This window comes from Tropicibacter sp. S64, assembly GCF_049803835.1.
Taxonomy (GTDB): Bacteria; Pseudomonadota; Alphaproteobacteria; order Rhodobacterales; family Rhodobacteraceae; genus Pacificoceanicola.
In genome coordinates this window covers 139,165-159,118 of record NZ_JBNAGK010000009.1, presented here as the reverse complement: position 1 = coordinate 159,118, position 19,954 = coordinate 139,165, and the positions used below count along the sequence as shown (strand labels likewise).

19 protein-coding genes and 1 other RNA gene are annotated in these 19,954 nt (G+C 65.0%); 11 read left to right on the top strand and 9 right to left on the bottom strand.

The window, feature by feature from the left end; translation table 11 throughout:
* Positions 1–40 precede the first annotated feature (40 nt).
* Complete coding sequence (locus ACP159_RS15525; RefSeq protein WP_425100621.1) at positions 41–727, bottom strand: hypothetical protein; 687 nt, start codon at positions 725–727, stop codon at positions 41–43.
* Positions 728–822: 95 nt separating this feature from the next.
* The gene (locus ACP159_RS15520) at positions 823–1,983 is read right to left on the bottom strand and encodes a deoxyguanosinetriphosphate triphosphohydrolase (RefSeq protein WP_425100620.1); all 1,161 of its coding nucleotides are present in this window, start codon (positions 1,981–1,983) and stop codon (positions 823–825) included.
* Positions 1,984–2,060: 77 nt separating this feature from the next.
* On the opposite strand from ACP159_RS15520, the gene ACP159_RS15515 reads away from it, so the two are divergent.
* Positions 2,061–2,384, top strand: coding sequence for a HesB/IscA family protein (locus ACP159_RS15515; RefSeq protein ID WP_425100619.1), 324 nt, complete (start codon positions 2,061–2,063; stop codon positions 2,382–2,384).
* Positions 2,385–2,443: 59 nt separating this feature from the next.
* On the opposite strand, the gene ACP159_RS15510 is transcribed toward ACP159_RS15515, so the two are convergent.
* The 3 genes from ACP159_RS15510 to ACP159_RS15500 form a co-directional block, all read right to left on the bottom strand.
* Positions 2,444–3,316, bottom strand: a complete 873-nt coding sequence (locus ACP159_RS15510) for a DMT family transporter (RefSeq protein WP_425100618.1) — start codon at positions 3,314–3,316, stop codon at positions 2,444–2,446.
* The gene (locus ACP159_RS15505) at positions 3,313–4,374 is read right to left on the bottom strand and encodes a DUF6902 family protein (protein ID WP_425100617.1); all 1,062 of its coding nucleotides are present in this window, start codon (positions 4,372–4,374) and stop codon (positions 3,313–3,315) included. The genes ACP159_RS15510 and ACP159_RS15505 overlap by 4 nt, the downstream gene beginning before the upstream one ends.
* 65 nt (positions 4,375–4,439) lie before the next feature.
* Positions 4,440–4,949 carry a hypothetical protein gene (locus ACP159_RS15500; protein WP_425100616.1) on the bottom strand — a complete coding sequence of 170 codons (510 nt, stop codon included), beginning with the start codon at positions 4,947–4,949 and terminating at the stop codon, positions 4,440–4,442.
* A gap of 538 nt (positions 4,950–5,487) precedes the next feature.
* Here ACP159_RS15500 and xth point away from each other — a divergent pair.
* From xth to ACP159_RS15460, 8 genes are all read left to right on the top strand, one after another.
* Complete coding sequence (gene xth, locus ACP159_RS15495; protein ID WP_425100615.1) at positions 5,488–6,297, top strand: exodeoxyribonuclease III; 810 nt, start codon at positions 5,488–5,490, stop codon at positions 6,295–6,297.
* 71 nt (positions 6,298–6,368) lie between these two features.
* Positions 6,369–6,720, top strand: a transfer-messenger RNA (tmRNA) gene (ssrA, locus tag ACP159_RS15490).
* 97 nt (positions 6,721–6,817) lie between these two features.
* Positions 6,818–7,180: a DUF4345 family protein gene (locus ACP159_RS15485; protein ID WP_425100614.1), complete on the top strand. Its 363-nt coding sequence runs from the start codon at positions 6,818–6,820 to the stop codon at positions 7,178–7,180.
* Positions 7,181–7,212: 32 nt separating this feature from the next.
* Positions 7,213–7,857 carry a DUF1194 domain-containing protein gene (locus tag ACP159_RS15480; protein WP_425100613.1) on the top strand — a complete coding sequence of 215 codons (645 nt, stop codon included), beginning with the start codon at positions 7,213–7,215 and terminating at the stop codon, positions 7,855–7,857.
* A gap of 120 nt (positions 7,858–7,977) precedes the next feature.
* Positions 7,978–8,460: an SspB family protein gene (locus ACP159_RS15475; protein WP_425100612.1), complete on the top strand. Its 483-nt coding sequence runs from the start codon at positions 7,978–7,980 to the stop codon at positions 8,458–8,460.
* Between the two features lie 226 nt (positions 8,461–8,686).
* Entirely contained in the window at positions 8,687–10,081 is a 1,395-nt protein-coding gene (gene fumC, locus ACP159_RS15470; RefSeq protein ID WP_425100611.1) for a class II fumarate hydratase, read from the top strand.
* A gap of 93 nt (positions 10,082–10,174) precedes the next feature.
* Positions 10,175–10,348 (top strand): DUF4169 family protein, encoded by a 174-nt coding sequence (locus ACP159_RS15465; protein WP_425100610.1) that lies wholly within the window; start codon positions 10,175–10,177, stop codon positions 10,346–10,348.
* A complete protein-coding gene (locus tag ACP159_RS15460; protein ID WP_425100609.1) occupies positions 10,345–10,587 on the top strand; it encodes a ribbon-helix-helix domain-containing protein in 243 nt (80 codons plus the stop codon). The genes ACP159_RS15465 and ACP159_RS15460 overlap by 4 nt, the downstream gene beginning before the upstream one ends.
* Here the strand turns inward: ACP159_RS15460 and ACP159_RS15455 are convergent.
* From ACP159_RS15455 to ACP159_RS15445, 3 genes are all read right to left on the bottom strand, one after another.
* A complete protein-coding gene (locus ACP159_RS15455) occupies positions 10,582–11,673 on the bottom strand; it encodes an ABC transporter ATP-binding protein (protein ID WP_425100608.1) in 1,092 nt (363 codons plus the stop codon). The two genes, ACP159_RS15460 and ACP159_RS15455, sit on opposite strands and share 6 nt — an antisense overlap.
* Positions 11,674–11,755: 82 nt before the next feature.
* A complete protein-coding gene (locus ACP159_RS15450; RefSeq protein WP_425100607.1) occupies positions 11,756–12,295 on the bottom strand; it encodes an RSP_2648 family PIN domain-containing protein in 540 nt (179 codons plus the stop codon).
* 4 nt (positions 12,296–12,299) lie between these two features.
* A complete protein-coding gene (locus tag ACP159_RS15445) occupies positions 12,300–13,499 on the bottom strand; it encodes an RSP_2647 family RNA methyltransferase (RefSeq protein ID WP_425100606.1) in 1,200 nt (399 codons plus the stop codon).
* Positions 13,500–13,660: 161 nt separating this feature from the next.
* Between ACP159_RS15445 and edd the strand changes: the two genes are divergently transcribed.
* Both edd and ACP159_RS15435 read left to right on the top strand, forming a co-directional pair.
* Positions 13,661–15,466 carry a phosphogluconate dehydratase gene (gene edd / locus ACP159_RS15440; RefSeq protein WP_425100605.1) on the top strand — a complete coding sequence of 602 codons (1,806 nt, stop codon included), beginning with the start codon at positions 13,661–13,663 and terminating at the stop codon, positions 15,464–15,466.
* A gap of 61 nt (positions 15,467–15,527) precedes the next feature.
* Positions 15,528–16,172 carry a bifunctional 4-hydroxy-2-oxoglutarate aldolase/2-dehydro-3-deoxy-phosphogluconate aldolase gene (locus ACP159_RS15435; protein ID WP_425100604.1) on the top strand — a complete coding sequence of 215 codons (645 nt, stop codon included), beginning with the start codon at positions 15,528–15,530 and terminating at the stop codon, positions 16,170–16,172.
* A gap of 294 nt (positions 16,173–16,466) precedes the next feature.
* Here the strand turns inward: ACP159_RS15435 and mfd are convergent, their stop codons facing one another.
* Entirely contained in the window at positions 16,467–19,952 is a 3,486-nt protein-coding gene (gene mfd, locus ACP159_RS15430; RefSeq protein ID WP_425100603.1) for a transcription-repair coupling factor, read from the bottom strand.
* Positions 19,953–19,954 lie beyond the last annotated feature (2 nt).

The following is a 19,954-nucleotide window of genomic DNA, read 5'->3' as shown; positions in this document are numbered from 1 at the left end:
GCTGAACATAGCGCGGCCCGCGCCATTTCAAACTGCACCGTCAGGCGGTCCAGGCCAGCACCGTTCCCGGCTGCACGCCGCGCGACACCGGGTGGCACAGCATCAGGATCGCGTCTCCGGCAGACAGGCAATCGGCATCCGTCCAGGCGCAGTCCGCATCGTTGAAATTCAGCCCGAGGAACCGCCCCGGCAGGCAGTTTTCGTTGAAATGCCGCACGAGCCCGGCATAGCCCGCCGCCCGCGTCCCGCGGTTCGGCGCGCCGGCCCGCGCCTGCGGAAAGCACAGCACCGCCTGCGCCTGCCCGGCCCGCATGCCGGGCAGGAGGGCCGACGCGAGCGCCGCGCTGCGCGAGAAGACATCACGGGTCTCGGACAGGCTGTGCGACTCCGCGAGCGGCAACAGGTCGATGTAGAGGTCGATCGGCTCCTCTGCCCAGGCCTCCTGCAGAAGGCGCAGGACCTCGCGCCAGCCCCGGCCCAGGGTCAGGGTCTGCACCGCACCGGGATATTGCCGCGCCAGCCGCCAGAGGATCTCCGCATCGTCGCCCAGGGCCACCACCGTGGCGCCGAATTCCGCAAGACGGCGCACCAGGGACTGGGCCAGAGGAAGCTCGCCCCCTGCGACGATCGCCACCTTGTCCTTGAACCGCGACACGCTGAACAGCTTGCTCTCCAGACCCCAGTCCCGGATGTTCCTCCGGGTGGCGGCACTTATAGGTTGCGTCATGACAAATAATACCCGAAATCGTGCAGAATCGTCCCTGCTTTCGCGACAATCGCGCAGGAAACAGCCGAAATCATGCGGAAATTGACCCGGACCGCTCAGCTGCCGTCGTGCAGGATGTCGGTTCCGGTAAATTGGGCATGTTGCTGCAGGGCAAAGCGGTCGGTCATGCCGGCGATATAATCGGCCACGAGACGTGCGCGGGTGGTATCGTCCCCCGAACCCTGCGCTTCGCCATGCCAGCGTTCCGGCAGCAGCGACAGGTCCGCCATGTAGATCGGAAACAGCGCCTCGACGACCTTCGTCACCTTGGCACGCTGCTCCATGACGCTGGGTGCGCGGTACATGTTGGTGAACAGGAAGGTCCGGATCTCCTTGAGGTCCGTCCACATGCCATCGGAAAAGGCGATCACCGGCCGTCCGAGTTCCCGGATCTCCTGAGCAGACCGGCAACCGGAGTCCGCAAGCCGCGCGGCGGAGGTATCGATCAGGTCGGCAACCATGACCCCGAACACCCGCCTCAGCGCCTCGTGCCTGCGCCGGTAGGCATCCGTGGTCGGATAAAGCCGGTCGACTTCCGCATAGGCCGCGCCGATGATCGGCAGATCGCCGATCTGGCTCTCGGTAAACAGCCCGGCCCGCAGCCCGTCGTGCAGGTCGTGGTTGTTATAAGCCACGTCATCGGACAGTGCCGCCACCTGCGCCTCGGCGCTGGCATGGGTGTGCAGTTCAAGATCGTGGCGGGCGTTGTACTCCGCCAGCGCATAGGGAATCGGGTCCTGAACCGGACCATTATGCTTCGCTATACCCTCCAGCGTATCCCAGGTCAGGTTCAGCCCGTCGAACTCCGCGTAATGACACTCCAGCCTGGTCACGATCCGCAGCGTCTGCGCATTGTGATCGAACCCGCCATAAGGTGCCATCAGCGCATGCAGCGCGTCCTCCCCGGTATGACCGAACGGCGTATGGCCGAGATCATGCGCCAGCGCCACGGCTTCGGTCAGATCCGTGTTCAAATTCAAGGCGCCCGCAATGGTTCTTGCAACCTGCGCCACCTCGATCGAATGGGTCAGCCGGGTGCGGTAGAAATCACCCTCATGCTCGACGAAGACCTGTGTCTTGTGCTTGAGCCTCCGGAAACTGGACGCGTGGATGATCCGGTCGCGATCCCGTTGAAAACACGAGCGAAAGGCGCTCTCTTCTTCCGCGATCAGACGCCCGCGCGCCGTCTTTGGATCGCAGGCATAGCTCGCTCGCATCCGTCCATCCTTGTCGCCCGTCCCTTGCGCCCATATATTCGAGACAGGACACGAATGAAAGCAAGAGGATGCAGAGCATGCAACTCCCCCCGAAAGTGACGGACCGCGCCTTCGAACGCCTCGCCGAGATCGGCGCGGGCGAGGATGGCAAGGCGCTGCGCGTCGCCGTCGAGGGCGGCGGCTGCTCCGGCTTCCAGTATGACATCCGGCTCGACAACCCCGAGGGCGAGGATCTGGTGCTCGAAGGGCACGGCCAGCGCGTGGTGGTGGACCCGGTGTCGCTGCCCTTCCTTGCCGGTGCCGTGATCGACTTCAGCGACGAACTCATCGGCGCCCGCTTCGTCATCGAGAACCCCAATGCCACCAGCTCCTGCGGCTGCGGCACGTCCTTCTCGATCTGATTTTCTCAAGACAAAACCTCCGCTTGCCAGCGGCGGTTGACGCATCACATGAAGGTGGGTCAGACGTCCTGCGCCGCGCCCCGGGCGATGGTTTCCTCGGCCACGAGATACAGCCCGGAGGCAATAACCAGCATGACGCCCATCACCGTGCCAAAGCTCGGGATCTCGCCGAAGGCATAGATGCCGATGCCCACCATCCAGACAAACTGCACGTTCATCACCGGCATGGCGACATAGGCCGGCAGGAACCGCATGGCCTCGGCGGAGACATAGCGTGCGCCGAACAGGAACCCGGCGTAGGTGACGATCCAGATGCCGTCCATCACACCCATCGGCTTCCAGACGAACGGCAGCGCCAGCGCCATCACAAGCGCGAGGCCGAGGTTGGGCCAGAAGACCTGCGCCAGCGGCGCCCGCTCGACCTTCGCGATCACCCGGGCCAGCAGCATGGACACCGCCCCGCTGAGTGCCGCGACAAGCGCCCAGAGGTGGCCCGCCTGTGCGCCGGAAATGCCGCCGGGCATAAGGAAGATCACGCCGCCCGCCCCGATGCTCAGGGCAAGCCAGGCCACCGGGCGCGGCGTCTCGCCCAGGATCGGGCCGGAGAGGGCCGCCGCGATCAGCGGGATCAGCCCGATGAACAGGAAAACATCCGCGAACGGCAGGTGCCTGAATGCCTGGAAGAAGGCTATCGCCGCGACCACCGTCAGAACGGTCCGCAGGATCATCGGCTTGACGGAGCGGATGCGCAGCGTCTCGCCGCGGCTGACCCCTGACGCGCCCGCCGCCATCAGCGCCACCAGCGCCGCGGCCAGGGCATAGAGTTGGGGCGCCTCGTAATTGCCCGCGACCAGCTTGGTGATGCCGTCGGCGGCGGCGATCATGCCGGTGAAGAGCACCGCCAGCGCGGCACCGACGACAGAGGGATTCATTGTGCACCTGCCCGGGCAAAGCCCTCGAAATAAGCCTCGAAATGCGCGCTGGTCGTTGCGGCCATCTCCAGCATGCCGAGCGCTTCCTGCGAGACGGATTCCGCCATGCGGCGTTTCATCACCGACCAGTCGCCCACCCGCGCATCGTCGAGCGCCAGCATCGCCTGGCTGATCTCGCGCAGCGCGGCGGCCTGCGTCGGGCGCTTGTCGAAGCGCATCCGGCCAAGGCTCATCGGCTTGCGGAAAGGCTCCCCGCCCTCGATGGCCTCGTGCCAGTTGCAGATCAGGAAGTCGTGGTAATCATCGTTGATGGAGACGGTCTCGCCCGCCTCGACGTTGAACAAGGATGTCTCGCGGCGCAGCCAGCCGGTCCAGACCGGCGGCGGTACCTCACCCAGAAAACGCATCGCAAGACAGATCTCGGCAAGCAGGTCGGCGTTCTGGTCAAGGAACGCGGTCAGCCCGGCGAAATGCAGGCTGGTGACCGCCTCGGGGCCGAGATCGGCGGGGCGATGGCCATATTGCGTGAGGTAAAACACGATGTGCGTCAGCTCGTAGGCCGCCTTCTTGTTGGGCAGGGCAAAGGTTCTTGTCCTGCTTACAAAGGCGCGCAGCCGGTCGTCCAGCCCTGCATCACGGACAGGATCGACGCCCCGCCGCGTCAACAGCCGACGCGCTTCGGCGCGTTGCAGGTCGGACATCTCCGCCTGCACGAGGCCCTCGCGGTCGGCGAAGGCCACCATCTTTTCGGCCTCGTGGCCCGGCATTCCCAGATCTTCGAGATCGAGCGCAAGCGAGACCAGAAAGCGATAATACTGCGGGAAAAACTGGAGCCGTTTCGCGGCTTTGGCGTAGAATCCCGCATGCACGGCCAGCGCCTCGGCGGGCACGGGAAGCCCCGTGCTTTGCAGGATGTTCAGCATCTCCCCGTTCTCCTTCAGCCAGAACACATCGTCGCCGGTGCGGCGATGTTCGGCGAAGAGAGCCAGAAGCGCGGTGATCCGCGCTTCCAAGGGCAGGATCCGGGACGGGACGGCCAGGTGAATAACGTTGCTCATCGGGATGGCTCCTCTCGTTTTGGCGACAAGGCGGCCAATCCGCCCCGCCCGGGTATCTCTGCGGCTCAGGCGCGGGTCGGCTTCGACCAGCTCATGAACGCCTCGACGGCATCGCCGGTCTCGGAGGCGGTGGCTTTCGGGCCGGACCACGACATGAAGGCCTCGACATTGTCTCCGGTCTCGGCGCGGGTGCCTTCCGGCTTCGACCAGGACATAAACGCTTCGACGGCGTCGCCGGTCTCGGCTGCGGTCGCCTTCGGGCCCGACCAGCTCATGAACGCCTCGACGTTGTCACCGGTTTCGGCGCGGGTACCTTCGGGCTTCGACCAGGACATGAACGCTTCGACAGCGTCGCCAGAGTCGGTGCGGGAGGCTTTCGGGCCGGACCACGACATGAAGGCCTCGACATTGTCGCCGGTCTCGGCGCGGGTGCCTTCCGGCTTCGACCAGGACATGAACGCTTCGACGGCGTCGCCGGTCAGCGACCGGGAGGCCTTCGGGCCGGACCAGGACATGAAAGCCTCGACAGCGTCGCCGGTTTCTGCACGACTGTCACGGGGGGAAGACCAGGACATCAGACTCTCAACAGCGTCACCCGACGCCATCTCGTGGCCAGAAGGCCCCGACCAGGACATGCAGCTTTCGACGGCGTCGCCGTCAAATGCGCTGTGAGTCCGGCCGTTGGAAAGGATTTCTTCAGCAAAGCTGTGCTTCTTGTGTGCAGTCATTTTCGTGTTCCTCGAAAGGGTTGCGTGGTAGACCCTTTCGAGTTGCACGGAAAACGCGTTTGCAAAAAAGTTAATTCTTGTTAAGGTTGATTAATACCGAAAGTATTCACACGAACTTTGTGTCACACTGACGCTAACCCGCTCCCATATCCGAGTTATCCCCAGAGAATTTTTTCCTGTGGATTGTTTCGAAGTTTGCAACGCAACGGGGGTTTGCAAAGTTGCAAAGTCCCGAATCGATTCCCGGCAACGCCGGTCGGACGGGAACAAAGCCGGACCGCGGCCAGCCGCGGCGACCTGGGGAGTGCCCGGTTCGGGACGTTTTCCGGCTTGCCTGCCGCGCCAAAACCCGAAACGGTCGGCCCGCAAACAGGAGACGCCAGACGTGAAAATCGCCACCTTCAACATCAACGGGATCAAGGCCCGTCTGAACGCACTCACCGACTGGATCGATGAGGCTCACCCCGACGTCATTCTATGCCAGGAGATCAAATCGGTCGACGCGGCCTTTCCGGGCGAGGTCTTCGAGGAGCGCGGCTATAACGTGGCAACGCACGGTCAGAAGAGTTTCAACGGTGTCGCAATCCTGTCCAAGCTGCCGCTGGAGGACGTCACGCGCGGCCTGCCCGGCGACGAGGCGGACGAACAGGCGCGCTGGATCGAGGCGACGGTCGTGGGCGACAAACACGCCTGCCGGGTGTGCGGGCTGTACCTGCCGAACGGCAATCCGGTGGAACTCGGCGCGGACGGGCTGCCGGTGCCGGGCGGGAAATACGCCTACAAGCTGGACTGGATGAAGCGGCTGGAGGCGCGGGCGAAGGCGCTGCTGGCGGAGGAGATGCCGGCGCTGATGGGCGGCGATTACAACATCATCCCGCAGGCGGAGGACGCGGCGAAGCCGGAGCAATGGACGGACGACGCGCTGTTCCTGCCGCAAAGCCGCGATGCCTTCCGCCGCATCGTCAACCTCGGTTTCACCGAGGCCTTCCGGGCACAGACGCAAGGACCGGGGCACTACAGCTTCTGGGACTACCAGGCGGGCGCGTGGCAACGCAACAACGGCATCCGCATCGACCACTTCCTGCTGACGCCGCAGGCCGCGGACCTGATGGTCTCCTGCGAAATCCAGAAAGACGTGCGCGGAAGGGACAAACCGTCGGATCATGTGCCGGTGGTGCTCGACCTTGCGCTTTGACCACCGCCCGTGAGGGTGAGCATAATTTTAGTCTGAAATTATTCTCACCCCGGCCCCTGTCCCCCATAGACCCGCTTGAAACCGCCCCGCCCCGGGCCTATATTGCATCCTGTCTCCTTCGGGGGACTATGGGCATAAACGCGCATGGAATAAACGGATCGGACCCGGGGGCGGTACCCGGCGTCTCCACCAAAATCCTTCGTTTGGGGATCATGGGGACGAAACAGGATCGACGAACGCGTAAAGATGTAGCTTTGTCCCGGTGAGCCACCACCGTTATCGGTGCAAACAGTACAATTGCAAACGACAATCGTGCTCCGGTTGCTCTGGCCGCGTAAGCGGTTCGAGGAATCGAAATCTAAGCCCTTGCGCTTTGCAGCGTAAGGCGGGGTTCGCAGGCACCTGGCAACAGAAGCCTGCACTTTCCCTTCCAAGGCGTCCCTGCCCCGGTTCCTGCGGTGTCCGGTCTGGACATTCCGCGCAGTCGCACCAGATCGTGGCAGAAAGCCAAGGCGGACCCATGACCGACATCCTCAACAATGCCATCTCCCTGCTGACCATCGCGCTCGGCCTCTTCGGCCTGCTCGCGCCGCGCTATACGGCGCAGGTGCTCGATCTTGAGCCGACCCGAAGCACCATGGGCCTGAGCGAGCTGCGCGCCTCTGCCGGCGGTTTGTTCGTTGCGCTCGGCCTTGTCTGCCTCGTCACCGGCGCGCCCGGCGCCTATGCCATGCTGGGCGTGGCCTATGTCGGCGCGGCCACGGGACGGACGCTGGCCATGATCCTGGACCACCCGCCCCAACCCAAGGCCCTTGCCTGGTTCGCACTCGAAGCCGGGCCCGCCGCATTCCTTCTCTGGGCAAACCCCGGCCCCTGGGCTTGACCAAAGCGCGGGCGGTGGAGCAGGCTCCATCCATGATCCGCGCCGCGCTCCTGTCCGTGACCCTTGCCACCCCCGCCGCGGCCTGTCAGACGGCGCTGATCCTTGCCATGGACGTCTCGCAATCGGTCGACGCCGGGGAGTTCCGCCTGCAGATCGACGGGCTGGCGCTGGCGCTGCAGGACCCGGACATCGTCGACACGCTGGTCCGAGACGAGATTGCGCTCAGCGTGGTGCAATGGTCGGGCGCAGACCTTCAACAGGTCAGCCTCGACTGGACGCCAATGCGCAGCGCCCTGCATGTGGCGAATTTCGCCGCGCAGGTTCGCGGCCTGGACCGCGCCTTCCAGCTCTCCGACACCGCCCCCGCCGAAGCCATCGGCTTTGCCCTCCGTCATTTCGCCCGGGCGCCGGACTGCCACCGCCACGTCATCGACGTCTCCGGCGATGGCACGCCCAACGCCGGGGCCGACGTGCGGCAGATGAGGCAACGGGCGCAGCGCGCCGGGGTCACGATCAACGGCCTCGCCATCGAGGGACTGGGCGTCGCGGTCACCAATTTCTACCGCCGCCACCTCGTGACCCGCGACGGCTTCGTCGAGACCGCCCGCGGTCACCGCGATTACGCCCGCGCCATCCGCGAAAAGATCCTGCGTGAAATCAGCCGAATCCTGTTCTGACCGCCCCCAAAAGGCGGTCAGGAGCGCGCACGACGGGCCGGTGGCCAAATCCTCGATTCTTGCTCTTTCCCTCGCCGCCATATTCAATATGCTGAGGGGAAACGAATAAGAGGATCAGGGATGTCCCGCGGGATTGATTACGGAAGACTGATGCACCGGGCCATGCGTGGCCTGATCCAGGAAGTGCTGGAAGGTGTGCGCGAGAATGGCCTTCCCGGGGACCACCATTTCTTCATCACCTTCGACACCGCCCACCCGGACGCGGAACTGGCCGACTGGCTCTCGGACCGCTACCCGGGCGAGATGACGGTGGTCATGCAACACTGGTTCGACGATCTCGACGTCTCGGACGAGGGGTTTGCCGTGACGCTCAACTTCGGCGACGCGCCGGAGCGGCTCTACATTCCCTATGACGCGATCAAGACCTTCGTGGACCCTTCCGTCGAATTCGGCCTGCGCTTCGAAAGCCAGGACGCCGGGGATGAGGACGACGAGGACGAAGACGACGACACGCCCCCGGACGGCCCCGGCGGCAAGAAACCCGAGACCAAACCGGCGCATCGCGACGCCGAAGTGGTGAGCCTCGACCGTTTCCGCAAGTGACAACCGGGCGCGGCGCGTCGGTCCTCCCGGCTCGGATCTCGCAACCGCCGGTATTTCAGACCTGCCCGCTGCAACACACCGCTGATCTGCGCGGCCTGCGTCCAATCGCGCAGAATTTCTGCGGCATGTTAACGGTATCCCACGGTATGCCGCCTTGTCTTTCTTTCCCTGTCGGGTAAGAGGAGGCCAACGTGTGACGTGCAGCTCTGGCGAGGAGGATACCCCCATGTGTGCAACCCGTACCGAGACCGACAGCTTTGGCCCCCTCGAGGTGCCCTCCGAGAAATACTGGGGCGCGCAGACCCAGCGCTCGATCATGAACTTCCCCATCGGCTGGGAGAAACAGCCTGTCGCCATCGTCCGTGCCCTCGGCGTGATCAAGAAGGCCTGCGCCCAGGCCAACGTCGCCTCCGGCGATCTGGACACCAAGCTGGGCGAGGCCATCATCCAGGCCGCCAGTGAGGTCATCGACGGCAAGTTCGACGACAACTTCCCGCTGGTGGTCTGGCAGACCGGCTCCGGCACGCAGTCGAACATGAACGCCAACGAGGTCATCGCCAACCGCGCGATCGAGATCCTCGGCGGCGAGATCGGCTCGAAGACGCCGGTGCACCCGAACGACCACTGCAACATGGGCCAGTCGTCCAACGACACCTTCCCCACCGCCATGCACATCGCCGCCGCCATGATGGTGCGCGACGTCTTCCTGCCCGGCCTGACGAAGCTGGCCGAAGGTCTGGAAACCAAGTCCGCGGAATTCAAGGACATCATCAAGATCGGCCGCACCCATACGCAGGACGCGACGCCGCTGACGCTTGGCCAGGAATTCTCCGGCTACGCCATGCAGATCCGCAACGGCATCAAACGCGTCGAGCTGGCCATGCCGGGCATCTACGAACTGGCGCAGGGCGGCACCGCCGTGGGCACCGGCCTGAATACCAAGAAAGGCTGGGGCGAGACCGTCGCCGCCAACATGTCGGAGATCACCGGCCTGCCCTTCGTCACCGCGCCGAACAAATTCGAATCGCTGGCGGCCCATGACGCCATGGTCTTCCTTTCGGGTGCCCTCGCGACCGTCGCCGGCGCAATGTACAAGATCGCCAACGACATCCGCTTCCTCGGCTCGGGTCCCCGTTCCGGCCTCGGCGAGCTGATCCTGCCGGAGAACGAGCCGGGCTCCTCGATCATGCCGGGCAAGGTCAACCCGACGCAGGCCGAAGCCATGACGCAGGTCGCGGCGCATGTCATGGGCAACGATGCCGCGATCAAGTTCGCGGGTAGCCAGGGCCATTTCGAACTCAACGTCTACAACCCGATGATGGCCTACAACCTGCTGCAATCGCTGCAACTTCTCGGCGATGTGGCGGACAGCTTCACCGAGCGGATGCTGAACGGCATCGAAGCCAACAAGCCGCGCATCCAGAAGCTGATGGAAGAGAGCCTGATGCTGGTGACGGCCCTTGCCCCGACCATCGGCTACGACAACGCCACGAAGGTCGCCAAGACCGCGCACAAGAACGGCACGACGCTGAAGGAAGAGGCCATCGCGCTCGGCTTCGTCGACGCGGAGACCTTCGACCGCGTGGTGCGGCCCGAGGACATGATCGGCCCGAAAGGCTGACCCCGGCGCACCGGCACACTCGCCGGGACAGTCAAGACAAGGAAACAGCAGGTCCGGACTTCCGCCGGGCCTGTTTTCGTTTAAACTGAAGGCATGAGCAAAGTCGTCAATCTCAACACAGTCCGCAAACAAAAGAGCCGCGATGCGAAACGTCGCGAGGGCGATGCCAATGCCGCGAAACACGGGTTGACGAAATCGCAGAAAACCCTCGCCAAGGCCTTGGTGGACAAAGCGAAACGCAATCTCGACGGGCATGAGAAAGAATGAGCGGCAAGCCGGTGAAACGGTCCCTGACGCTGCGCGGGCATCGCACCTCCGTGTCCCTGGAAGATGCCTTCTGGACCGCGTTCCGGGCCATGGCCAAGGCCGAGGGCATGGCGCTCAACGAGTTGGCCGCACGGATCGACGAGTCTCGCGATCCGGAGGTCGGCCTTGCCTCGGCGATCCGGGTGGCCATCCTGAACGATCTTCACGCGAAGCTTGAAGATCGTCGCGAACGCTTATGATTTCACAGGGAAAATGAAGCATCTGTCCCGCCGAACCGTCAGCCACATCGGGGTGCCGGGCTTGGGCAGGAAGACGTTGGGCACCGTCGCACGCAGCACCTCGTTGTCATGGTCCATGCGGAATTCGACGAGGCTTTCGGACCCCATGAACCGGGCGCGTTCCACGAGGCCCCGTGCCGGGGTCCCGGCGAGAACGGTGGGATGCGGGCCGGAACCGCTGCGGTCGAAGTCGATGCCGACGTGTTGCGGGCGGAAGACGATCTCCACCTCGGTGCCATCGGCCACCCCCGGGGCGAGGAAGGCACCGAAGGGCGTGGCCACCAAAGCCCCTTTAACTTTGCCTCGCAGAACATTGATATCGCTGAAAAACGCCACCGCTTCGCGGTCTACGGGCGCGTTGTATATGTTGTAGGGAGCGCCCTGTTGCACGATCCGCCCGCCGCGCATCAGCGCGATTTCGTCGGCCATGCGCATGGCTTCCTCGGGCTCGTGCGTGACCAAAAGGACGCTGGCGCCTTCCTCCTTAAGGAGGTCCAGGGTCTCGTCCCGGATGCCGTCGCGCAGCCTGTTATCCAACCCCGAAAACGGCTCGTCCATCAGCATAACCCGCGGTTTCGGTGCCAGTGCCCGGGCGAGCGCAACCCGTTGCTGCTCGCCCCCCGAAAGCTGATGCGGGTATTCGTCGATGAAATGCGCAAGGCCAACGCGATCCAGCAACCCCTTGGCGCGACTGCGTTTCTCCGGTCCGGACCCTTTCAGGCCAAAGGCCACGTTCTGCCCCACCGTCAGGTGCGGAAACAGCGCGAAGTCCTGGAACATCAGCCCGATCGAGCGCCGTTCGGGCGGCACCCGAAACACCGTGTCGCAGATCAGAGTGCCGTCGAGATAGATCGTCCCGCTGTCCTGCATGTCAACACCCGCGATCATCCGCAGGGTCGTGGACTTGCCGCAACCGGATGGCCCGAGCAGGCACATGACGTTGCCCGGCTGGATCGCCAGCGAAACGTTATCCACAACCGTCTTGCCCTCGAACCTGCGGACAAGATTGCGGATTTCCAGACGTGGCGGGGTGCGTTCCGGCTTCAAACGGGGCCTCTCGGGGACTTTCCGACAGAAACCATCGGATTTGAACCGAGAGGTAGCAGCCCCGCCCGGCACGCGCAAGAGATCAGGACAGCGCCTTGGCCAGCCGTGGCAGCCGTGCCTTTTTCAAAAGTGCGCGCATGGACCAGTCATCGCCTGACAGCCGCCGCGCTTCGCCCAGGACCTGCGCCGCAACGCGCTCCAGTGCTTCCGGCGAGGCTTGCCAGAGCCCATGCAGGAAACCGTCCGGATCGGCCCTGGACAGCCCCTCCTCCGCCAGAATCTGGCCGGGAAAATCCTTGTTGTTCAAGGTGATCAGAACATCTGCGGAGCCAGCGATGGCGGCCGCCAGAACATGGCAGTCCGCCGGATCAGGCAGCCAGAGCCGGACCTCAAGCGACGGCTTCCAGCGCACCGAAGCCTTGGGCCAGCGGGCCTGCACCATCGCGATCTCGCCCCGAGCCTGCGCTTCACCCATCGGGCCGATCTTGCGCGCGGCACGGGCCCATTCCTCCAGAATCCGTTCCGACCAGAGCGGTTCGAACAGCCCTTCGGAGGCCGCGCCGAGCAACATTTCCCGCATTACGGTGGGAAATAACACGCAGGTATCCAGAAGGACTTTCAAGAGCTTACAACCGGAAAACCAGCGCCTTGAGGTAGCCGCTCTCGGCCAGTTGCGGCAGCAGCGGATGATCCGGACCAGCCTGTCCCGTGTGAATCAACTGCGCCCGCCGCCCGGCCCGCCCAATGCCGCGCAGGCAGGCGCCGGTGAAGGCATTGAGGTCCGCCGCGTGCGAGCAGGAGCAGAGCACGAGGTAACCGTCCTCCGCGACCAGTGGCGCCGCAAGCCGCGCCACGCGCTCATAGGCCCGAAGGCCCTTCTCCAGCGCCGGTTTGTTCGGGGCGAAGGCGGGCGGGTCGCAGACGACCACGTCGAAGGACGTGCCTTCGTCGCCCAGGGCCGTCATCACGTCGAAAGCGTCGCCCTGCCGCGTGGCGAAGCGGTCCGCCGCCCCCATGCGTTCCGCGCCTTCCCTGGCGAGGGCCAGCGCCGGGGCCGATCCGTCGACCGCCAGAGCCTGCGCCGCGCCGCCCGCCAATGCCGCCAGAGCAAAGCCGCCGACATGGCTGAACACGTCGAGCACAGACGCACCGGCAGCCAGCCGCGCCGCGAATCCGTGGTTGTCCCGCTGGTCGAAGAACAGCCCTGTCTTCTGTCCGCCGGTCAGGTCGGCCATATAGGTCGCGCCGTTCATCACAACAGGCACAGGGGCGTCCGGCGCATCTCCCCGAAGCACCACGTCCACGTCGTCCAGCCCTTCCAGCGCCCGCCCGCGTCCGCCGGCATTCTTCATGACACAGGTCACGCCGGTCACGCTGACCAGCGCCTCGGTCAGATCGTCCAGCAACACCTCTGCCCAGGCGGCGTTCGGCTGCACCACGGCGACATCGCCGAAACGGTCGATGATGACCCCCGGCAGCCCGTCGCCTTCGGCATGTACCAGCCGATAGAACGGCGCATCATAGAGCCGTTCCCGCAGCGCCAGGGCCTTCTGCAGCTTCGCCTCCAGCCACGCCCGGTTGATGACAGCCTCCGCATCGCGGTCCAGCATCCGCGCCACGATCTTCGATCCCGGATTGACACCGACCACGCCCAAAGGCACCCGGTCATTGTCCTCCAACCGCGCGATCGTCCCCGGCGCAATCCCGCGCGAGCGCCGGTCCATGACCAGTTCATTGTCGAACACCCACGGCGCGCCGCGGCGAATGGCGCGGGCGTTGGCTTTGGGCAGGAGGCGGAGGACGGGAAGGCTCGGAGTATCGGTCATGGCGCATGCACCTACCGCGCTTTCCTCCCCTTGGGAAGTCGCAAAGCATGGGCCATTCTCCTCCCGAAGAACAACTGCCCCTTTACCGTTAGCGCTAACCGCGCTATGTGCAGAACAACGCAACGCCAAAGCGCCCCGCCGCGCCCGCAAGGAGGCCGTTCATGCCGCTCAATGACACCATCGCCCGCGTCACCGCCCGCATCGAGGACCGCTCGGAGACGCTCCGCGCCACCTACCTCGACCGCATGCGCCGCGCCGCCGAGGAAGGCCCGCGCCGCGCCCACCTGACCTGCGGCAACCAGGCCCATGCTTATGCCGCCATGGCGGGCGACCAGAACGCCCTTGCCACCGGGCAGGCTCCGAACCTCGGCATCGTCACCGCCTACAACGACATGCTCTCCGCCCACCAGCCGTTCGAGCGCTTCCCCGAGCTGATCCGCCAGACCGCCCGCGCGAATGGCGGGACCGCACAGGTCGCGGGCGGCGTTCCGGCCATGTGCGATGGCGTCACCCAGGGCCAGGTCGGCATGGAGCTGTCGCTCTTCTCCCGCGACGTGATCGCGCTCGCCACCGGCGTTGCCCTGTCGCACAATGTCTTCGATGCCGCCATCTATCTCGGCGTCTGTGACAAGATCGTGCCCGGCCTGATCATCGCCGCCGCTACCTTCGGCTACATCCCCGGTATCTTCCTGCCCGCAGGCCCCATGCCTTCCGGTATCCCGAACGATGAAAAGGCCAAGGTGCGCCAGCAATTCGCCACCGGCGAGGTTGGCCGCGACGAGTTGATGAAGGCGGAGATGGCCTCCTACCACAGCCCCGGCACCTGTACCTTCTACGGCACCGCAAACACCAACCAGATGCTGATGGAATTCATGGGCCTGCACCTGCCCGGCGCCTCCTTCGTCAACCCGAACACCCCGCTGCGCGACGCCCTCACCGTTGCGGGGACCCAGCGCGCGCTGGAGATCACCAACCTTGGCAACGACTACCGCCCCGTGAGCGAGATCCTCAACGCCAAGGCCTTCGTCAACGGCATGGTCGGCCTGATGGCCACCGGCGGCTCGACCAACCTCGTGCTGCACCTGCCCGCCATGGCCCGCGCCGCCGGGATCGTGCTGGAACTGGAGGACTTCGACGACCTCTCGAACGCGACGCCGCTGATGGCGAAGGTCTACCCCAACGGCCTCGCCGACGTGAACCACTTCCATGCTGCGGGTGGCCTGCAGTTCATGATTTCGGAACTGCTCGACGCCGGCCTCCTGCACGAGGACGTCAGCACCGTCATGGGCGACGGCCTCAGCCATTACCGGCAGGAACCGCGCCTGACAGAGGGCCGCGCCACCTGGGTCGACGGCCCGCGCAAGACGGAGAACGACAAGATCCTCCGCCCCGCCTCCGATCCCTTTCAGCCCACCGGCGGCCTCAAGCAGCTTTACGGCAACCTCGGCCACGGCATGATGAAGGTCAGCGCCGTCGCCCCGGAGCGCCACGTGATCGAAGCGCCCTGCCGTATTTTCCACGATCAGGAGAGCGTCAAGACCGCCTTCAAGGCCGGCGAATTCACTGGCGACACCGTTGTGGTCGTCCGTTTCCAAGGCCCGTCCTCCAACGGCATGCCGGAACTGCACGGCCTGACGCCGACCCTCGCCGTGCTTCAGGATCGCGGGTTGAAGGTCGCCCTCGTCACCGATGGCCGCATGTCCGGCGCGTCGGGCAAGGTCCCCGCCGCCATCCACATCTCCCCCGAAGCCTCCAAGGGCGGCCCGCTCGCCCGGCTGAAGGATGGCGATATCCTGCGCGTCGACGCCGTGAGCGGCACCATCGACTGCCTCGCCGAGGACTTCGACAGCCGCACTCCCGCCACCGCCGACCTCACCGGCAATGGCCATGGTGTCGGGCGCGAACTCTTTGCCGCCTTCCGCGAAAACGTCGGTCTGGCCTCCAACGGCGCGGCGGTTGTCGTCTGACCCCTTGCTTCTTCTTGGCCGAAATACCCATAACCCGTTCGCCGCATAAGGAACGCCCGACATGATCACCGCCGCAGACGCGTCCGTCCAATCCGAAAAACTCTGCCGCCTCGCACCCGTCATCCCGGTGCTGGTGGTCGACGACGCCGCCCACGCCCGCCCCTTGGCCGAAGCGCTGGTCGCGGGCGGGCTGCCGGTGCTCGAGGTCACGCTCCGCACCCCCGCCGCGCTCGACGTCATCGCCGAGATGGCGAAGGTGGAGGGCGGCGTAGTCGGCGCGGGCACCCTGCTGACACCGGCGGATGTCGAGAAAGCCGTCGCCGCGGGCGCAAAATTCGGCGTCTCCCCGGGCGCGACAGACACCATCCTCTCTGCCTGCGAGCAGGCAGACCTGCCGCTCCTGCCCGGCGCCGCCACCTCCTCCGAGGTCATGCGCCTTCTGGAGCGCGGCTACACCGTGCAAAAGTTCTTCCCGGCGGAGGCCAACGGCGGCGCGAAGGCACTCGGGGCCATCGGCGCGCCCATCCCGCAGGTGAAGTTCTGCCCCACCGGCGGCGTGTCGATGAAGAACGTCGGTGACTATCTGTCGCTGTCCAACGTGCTCTGCTGCGGCGGCAGCTGGGTCGCGCCGAAGGACCTCGTGGCCAAAGGCGACTGGAAAGCCATCGAAGAGCTTGCCCGCGAGGCAGCCGCGCTCCCGCGCTGAGCGGTCCCGACGCCGTCCCGGACTTGATCCGGGACCTCATGCCCCAAGGCCCCGGCACCACGCGCCGGGGCTTTTTCTTGCGCCGTTAACCCGATTTCGTGCGGCAAATGCCCTGACAATCCATGGTATCGGTACCACAAAACCAAATCTGTACGAAAATCGCCCAGAATCGTACCAAACTTGCCCTTGGGAATACCCGAGCGGCTTCAACGACACCGACGCTCTTGTGCCAGACGCCAAAGGCGCCTGCCACATCTTGCGGCGCACGGTGCCTTAACCCTACCGTGCGCTGCGTTAAGCGTCCTTTTTCCGCTTCACCGTCCCCGCCGCCTCGGCAAGATCGCGGGCGATGGCGAAAGCCCCCTGGATCTTGTCCTTGTCGGTGCGCCAATCGCGCCGGACGATGATCTTGTTGTCCCGAACCTTCGCCAGGTCCTTCTGATCCTTGAGGAATTCCACCAACCCTGCGGGGCGCGGGAACTTGTCCTGATGGAACTGCACCGTCGCCCCCTTCGGCCCGGCGTCCAGCTTAGCGATATGCGCGCGCTTGCACATCGCCTTGATCCGCACGACGAGCAGCAAGGTGTTGACTTCCTTCGGCAATTTCCCGAACCGGTCGATCAGTTCGGCAGCAAACCCTTCCAGTTCCACCTTCGTCGTGAGCCCCGAAAGCCGCCGGTACAGACCCAGCCGCACATCGAGATCCGGCACGTAATCCTCTGGAATCAATACCGAAACACCGAGGTTGATCTGCGGCGCCCACTGATCGTCCGCCTCCGCCAAGCCCTCCATCTGGCCGCTGCGGATCTTGGCAATCGCCTCCTCCAGCATCGACTGGTACAGTTCATACCCCACATCCCGCATCTGCCCGGACTGCTCCTCCCCCAGGAGGTTCCCCGCTCCGCGTATGTCAAGGTCTTGAGATGCAAGGTTAAATCCGGCTCCCAGCGTGTCGAGACTGCCCAGAACCCTAAGCCGTTTCTCCGCAGTCACCGTCAGTTTCGCCCGCGGTTTCGTCGTCAGATACGCATAAGCCCGTGTCTTCGACCGCCCGACCCGCCCCCGGATCTGGTAAAGCTGGCTCAGACCAAACATGTCCGCACGGTGCACCACCATCGTGTTCGCCGTCGGAATATCGAGGCCCGATTCCACGATGGTCGTCGCCAGCAACACGTCATACTTGCCGTCGTAAAAGGCGTTCATCCGGTCGTCGAGTTCCCCCGCCGCCATCTGGCCATGGGCGACGACATAGGTCACTTCCGGCACCTGTTCGCGCAAAAACTCTTCTATTTCAGGCAGATCGGCTATGCGCGGCACGACGTAGAAGGACTGCCCGCCGCGGTAATGCTCCCGCAGCAGCGCCTCGCGTATGGTGACCGGATCGAACTCACTCACATAGGTCCGGATCGCCAACCGGTCCACAGGGGGCGTGCCGATGATTGACAGGTCGCGCACCCCGGTCAGGGAGAGTTGCAGCGTCCTCGGGATCGGCGTCGCGGTCAGGGTCAGGACATGCACATCGGAGCGCAGCTGTTTCAGGCGCTCCTTGTGCTGCACGCCGAAGTGCTGCTCCTCGTCGATGATGAGCAAACCGAGGTTCTGGAACCGGATCCCCTTCGCCAGAAGCGCATGGGTGCCCACGGCAATATCCACCGTCCCCTTGGCGATTCCGTCGCGGGTCAGGGCCGCCTGCTTTGCTCCAACGAACCGGGACAGGGGCGCAACCTGTACCGGAAATCCCCGGAATCGTTCAGCAAATGACTTGTAATGCTGCCGCGCCAGCAACGTCGTCGGGGCGATCACCGCCACCTGCACGCCGCTCATCGCCGCAACGAAGGCCGCTCGCATCGCCACCTCGGTCTTGCCGAAGCCCACGTCGCCGCAGACCAGCCGGTCCATCGGCTGGCCCGAGTGCATGTCGGTCATCACGTCCGAAATTGCCGTCAGCTGATCGTCCGTCTCCTGGTACGGGAAGCGGGCAGCAAAGCTCTCGTAGGCCCCCGGCGGCGGGTCCATGATCGGGGCCTTGCGCAGCGCCCGCTCTGCCGCGATGCGGATCAGCTTGTCGGCCATCTCGCGGATACGCTGCTTCAGCTTTGCCTTCTTGGCCTGCCACGCCCCACCGCCGAGACGGTCCAGGAGCCCCTCTTCATGGCCGTATTTCGACAGCAGTTCGATATTCTCGACCGGGAGGTAAAGCTTTGCGTTTTCTGCATATTCCAGCAGAAGACATTCATGCGCCGCCCCCAGCGCCTGCACCACCTCAAGCCCCTGATACCGCCCGATGCCGTGGTCCACATGCACCACGAGGTCACCCGGCGTCAGGCTCTGCGCCTCGGTCAGGAAATTCTCAGCGCGGCGTTTCTTCTTCGGCTGGCGGATGAGACGGTCGCCGAGAACATCCTGCTCGGAAATGACCGTGAGCTTGCCCTTGCCGCCGCCGGGCGCCGTCTCCCACGGCGCCTCGAACCCCGCTTCCAGCGCCCAGATCGCGAGATGCAGACCGCGTTTGCCGATCCGGGTGCCGTCGCGGATCGGGATGACTTCGGCCAGTCCCTCGTCCTCGATCAGCCCGGTCAGGCGCTCCCGCGCCCCTTCGGAATAGGACGCGATGACAACCGGGCCGTCCTGCATCTTCGCTTTCACATGCGTCGCCAAGGCCCCGAAAAGGCTCAGGGATTCCTGCTGGCGTTCCGGCGCGAAATTGCGCCCGATGCGCCCGCCCGCGTCCGTGACACCGGGGCCGCTCGCCTGCGGCAGCGGGTGCAACTGCACCGAACGCCGGTCGCCAAGGGCGCGGGTCCAGGCGGCGTCGTCCAGATACAGCTGATCCGGCGGGATCGGCTTGTAAACGCTGCTGCCCATTGTCTTTTTCTGGGACATGGCGATGCGCCGGGTCTCGTATTGGTCGGCAATGCCGTCCCACCGCGCCAACCGCGCCGGGGTAAGCTGGTCGTCCATGACCACGGGCGCGCCGGGCAGGTAGTCGAACAGCGTTTCCAGACGCTCGTGGAAGAACGGGAGCCAATGCTCGATTCCCGCGTGCTTGCGCCCGGCGCTGACCGCTTCGTAAAGCGGATCGTCAGTGCCCGCCGCGCCGAATTCGATGCGGTAGTTTTGCCGGAACCGGGTGATGGCCGCCTCGTCGAGGATGACCTCGGAGACCGGCGCAAGTTCAATCACGTCAAGGGTTTGCGTGGTCCTCTGCGTCTCCGGATCGAAGCGTCGGGCGCCATCGAGGATGTCGCCGAAGAAGTCGAGCCGGACCGGACCGCCATGACCCGGCGGGAAGATGTCGATGATGCCGCCGCGAATGGCGTAATCGCCCGGTTCCATGACCGTGGGCGACTGGGAAAAGCCCATGCGGACCAGGAAATTGCGCAGGTCCTCTTCATTGACGCGCTCGCCGACCCGCGCCGCGAAGGCCGCCTGCTTCAGCACGTCACGCGCCGGAAGATACTGCGCGGCGGCCGACAGGGTGGTCAGCAGGATGTACCGCCCCGGCATCCCGTGCACGAGGCCGGCCAGCGTCGCCATCCGCGCGGCGGAGATGTCTGCATGCGGCGAAACCCGGTCATAGGGCAGGCAGTCCCAGGCGGGAAAGCTCATCACCGGCACGTCCGGCGCGAAGAAGGCGAGCGCCGCCTGCATCGCCGCCAGCCGCTTGTCATCGCGGGCCACGTGGATCACCGGCCCGTCGGCCCTGTCCATCTCCCGAAGCAGGAGGGTTGCGTCAAAGCCCTCGGGGGCGCCGCCAATGGTGATGCTGTTCTGTGCCATGG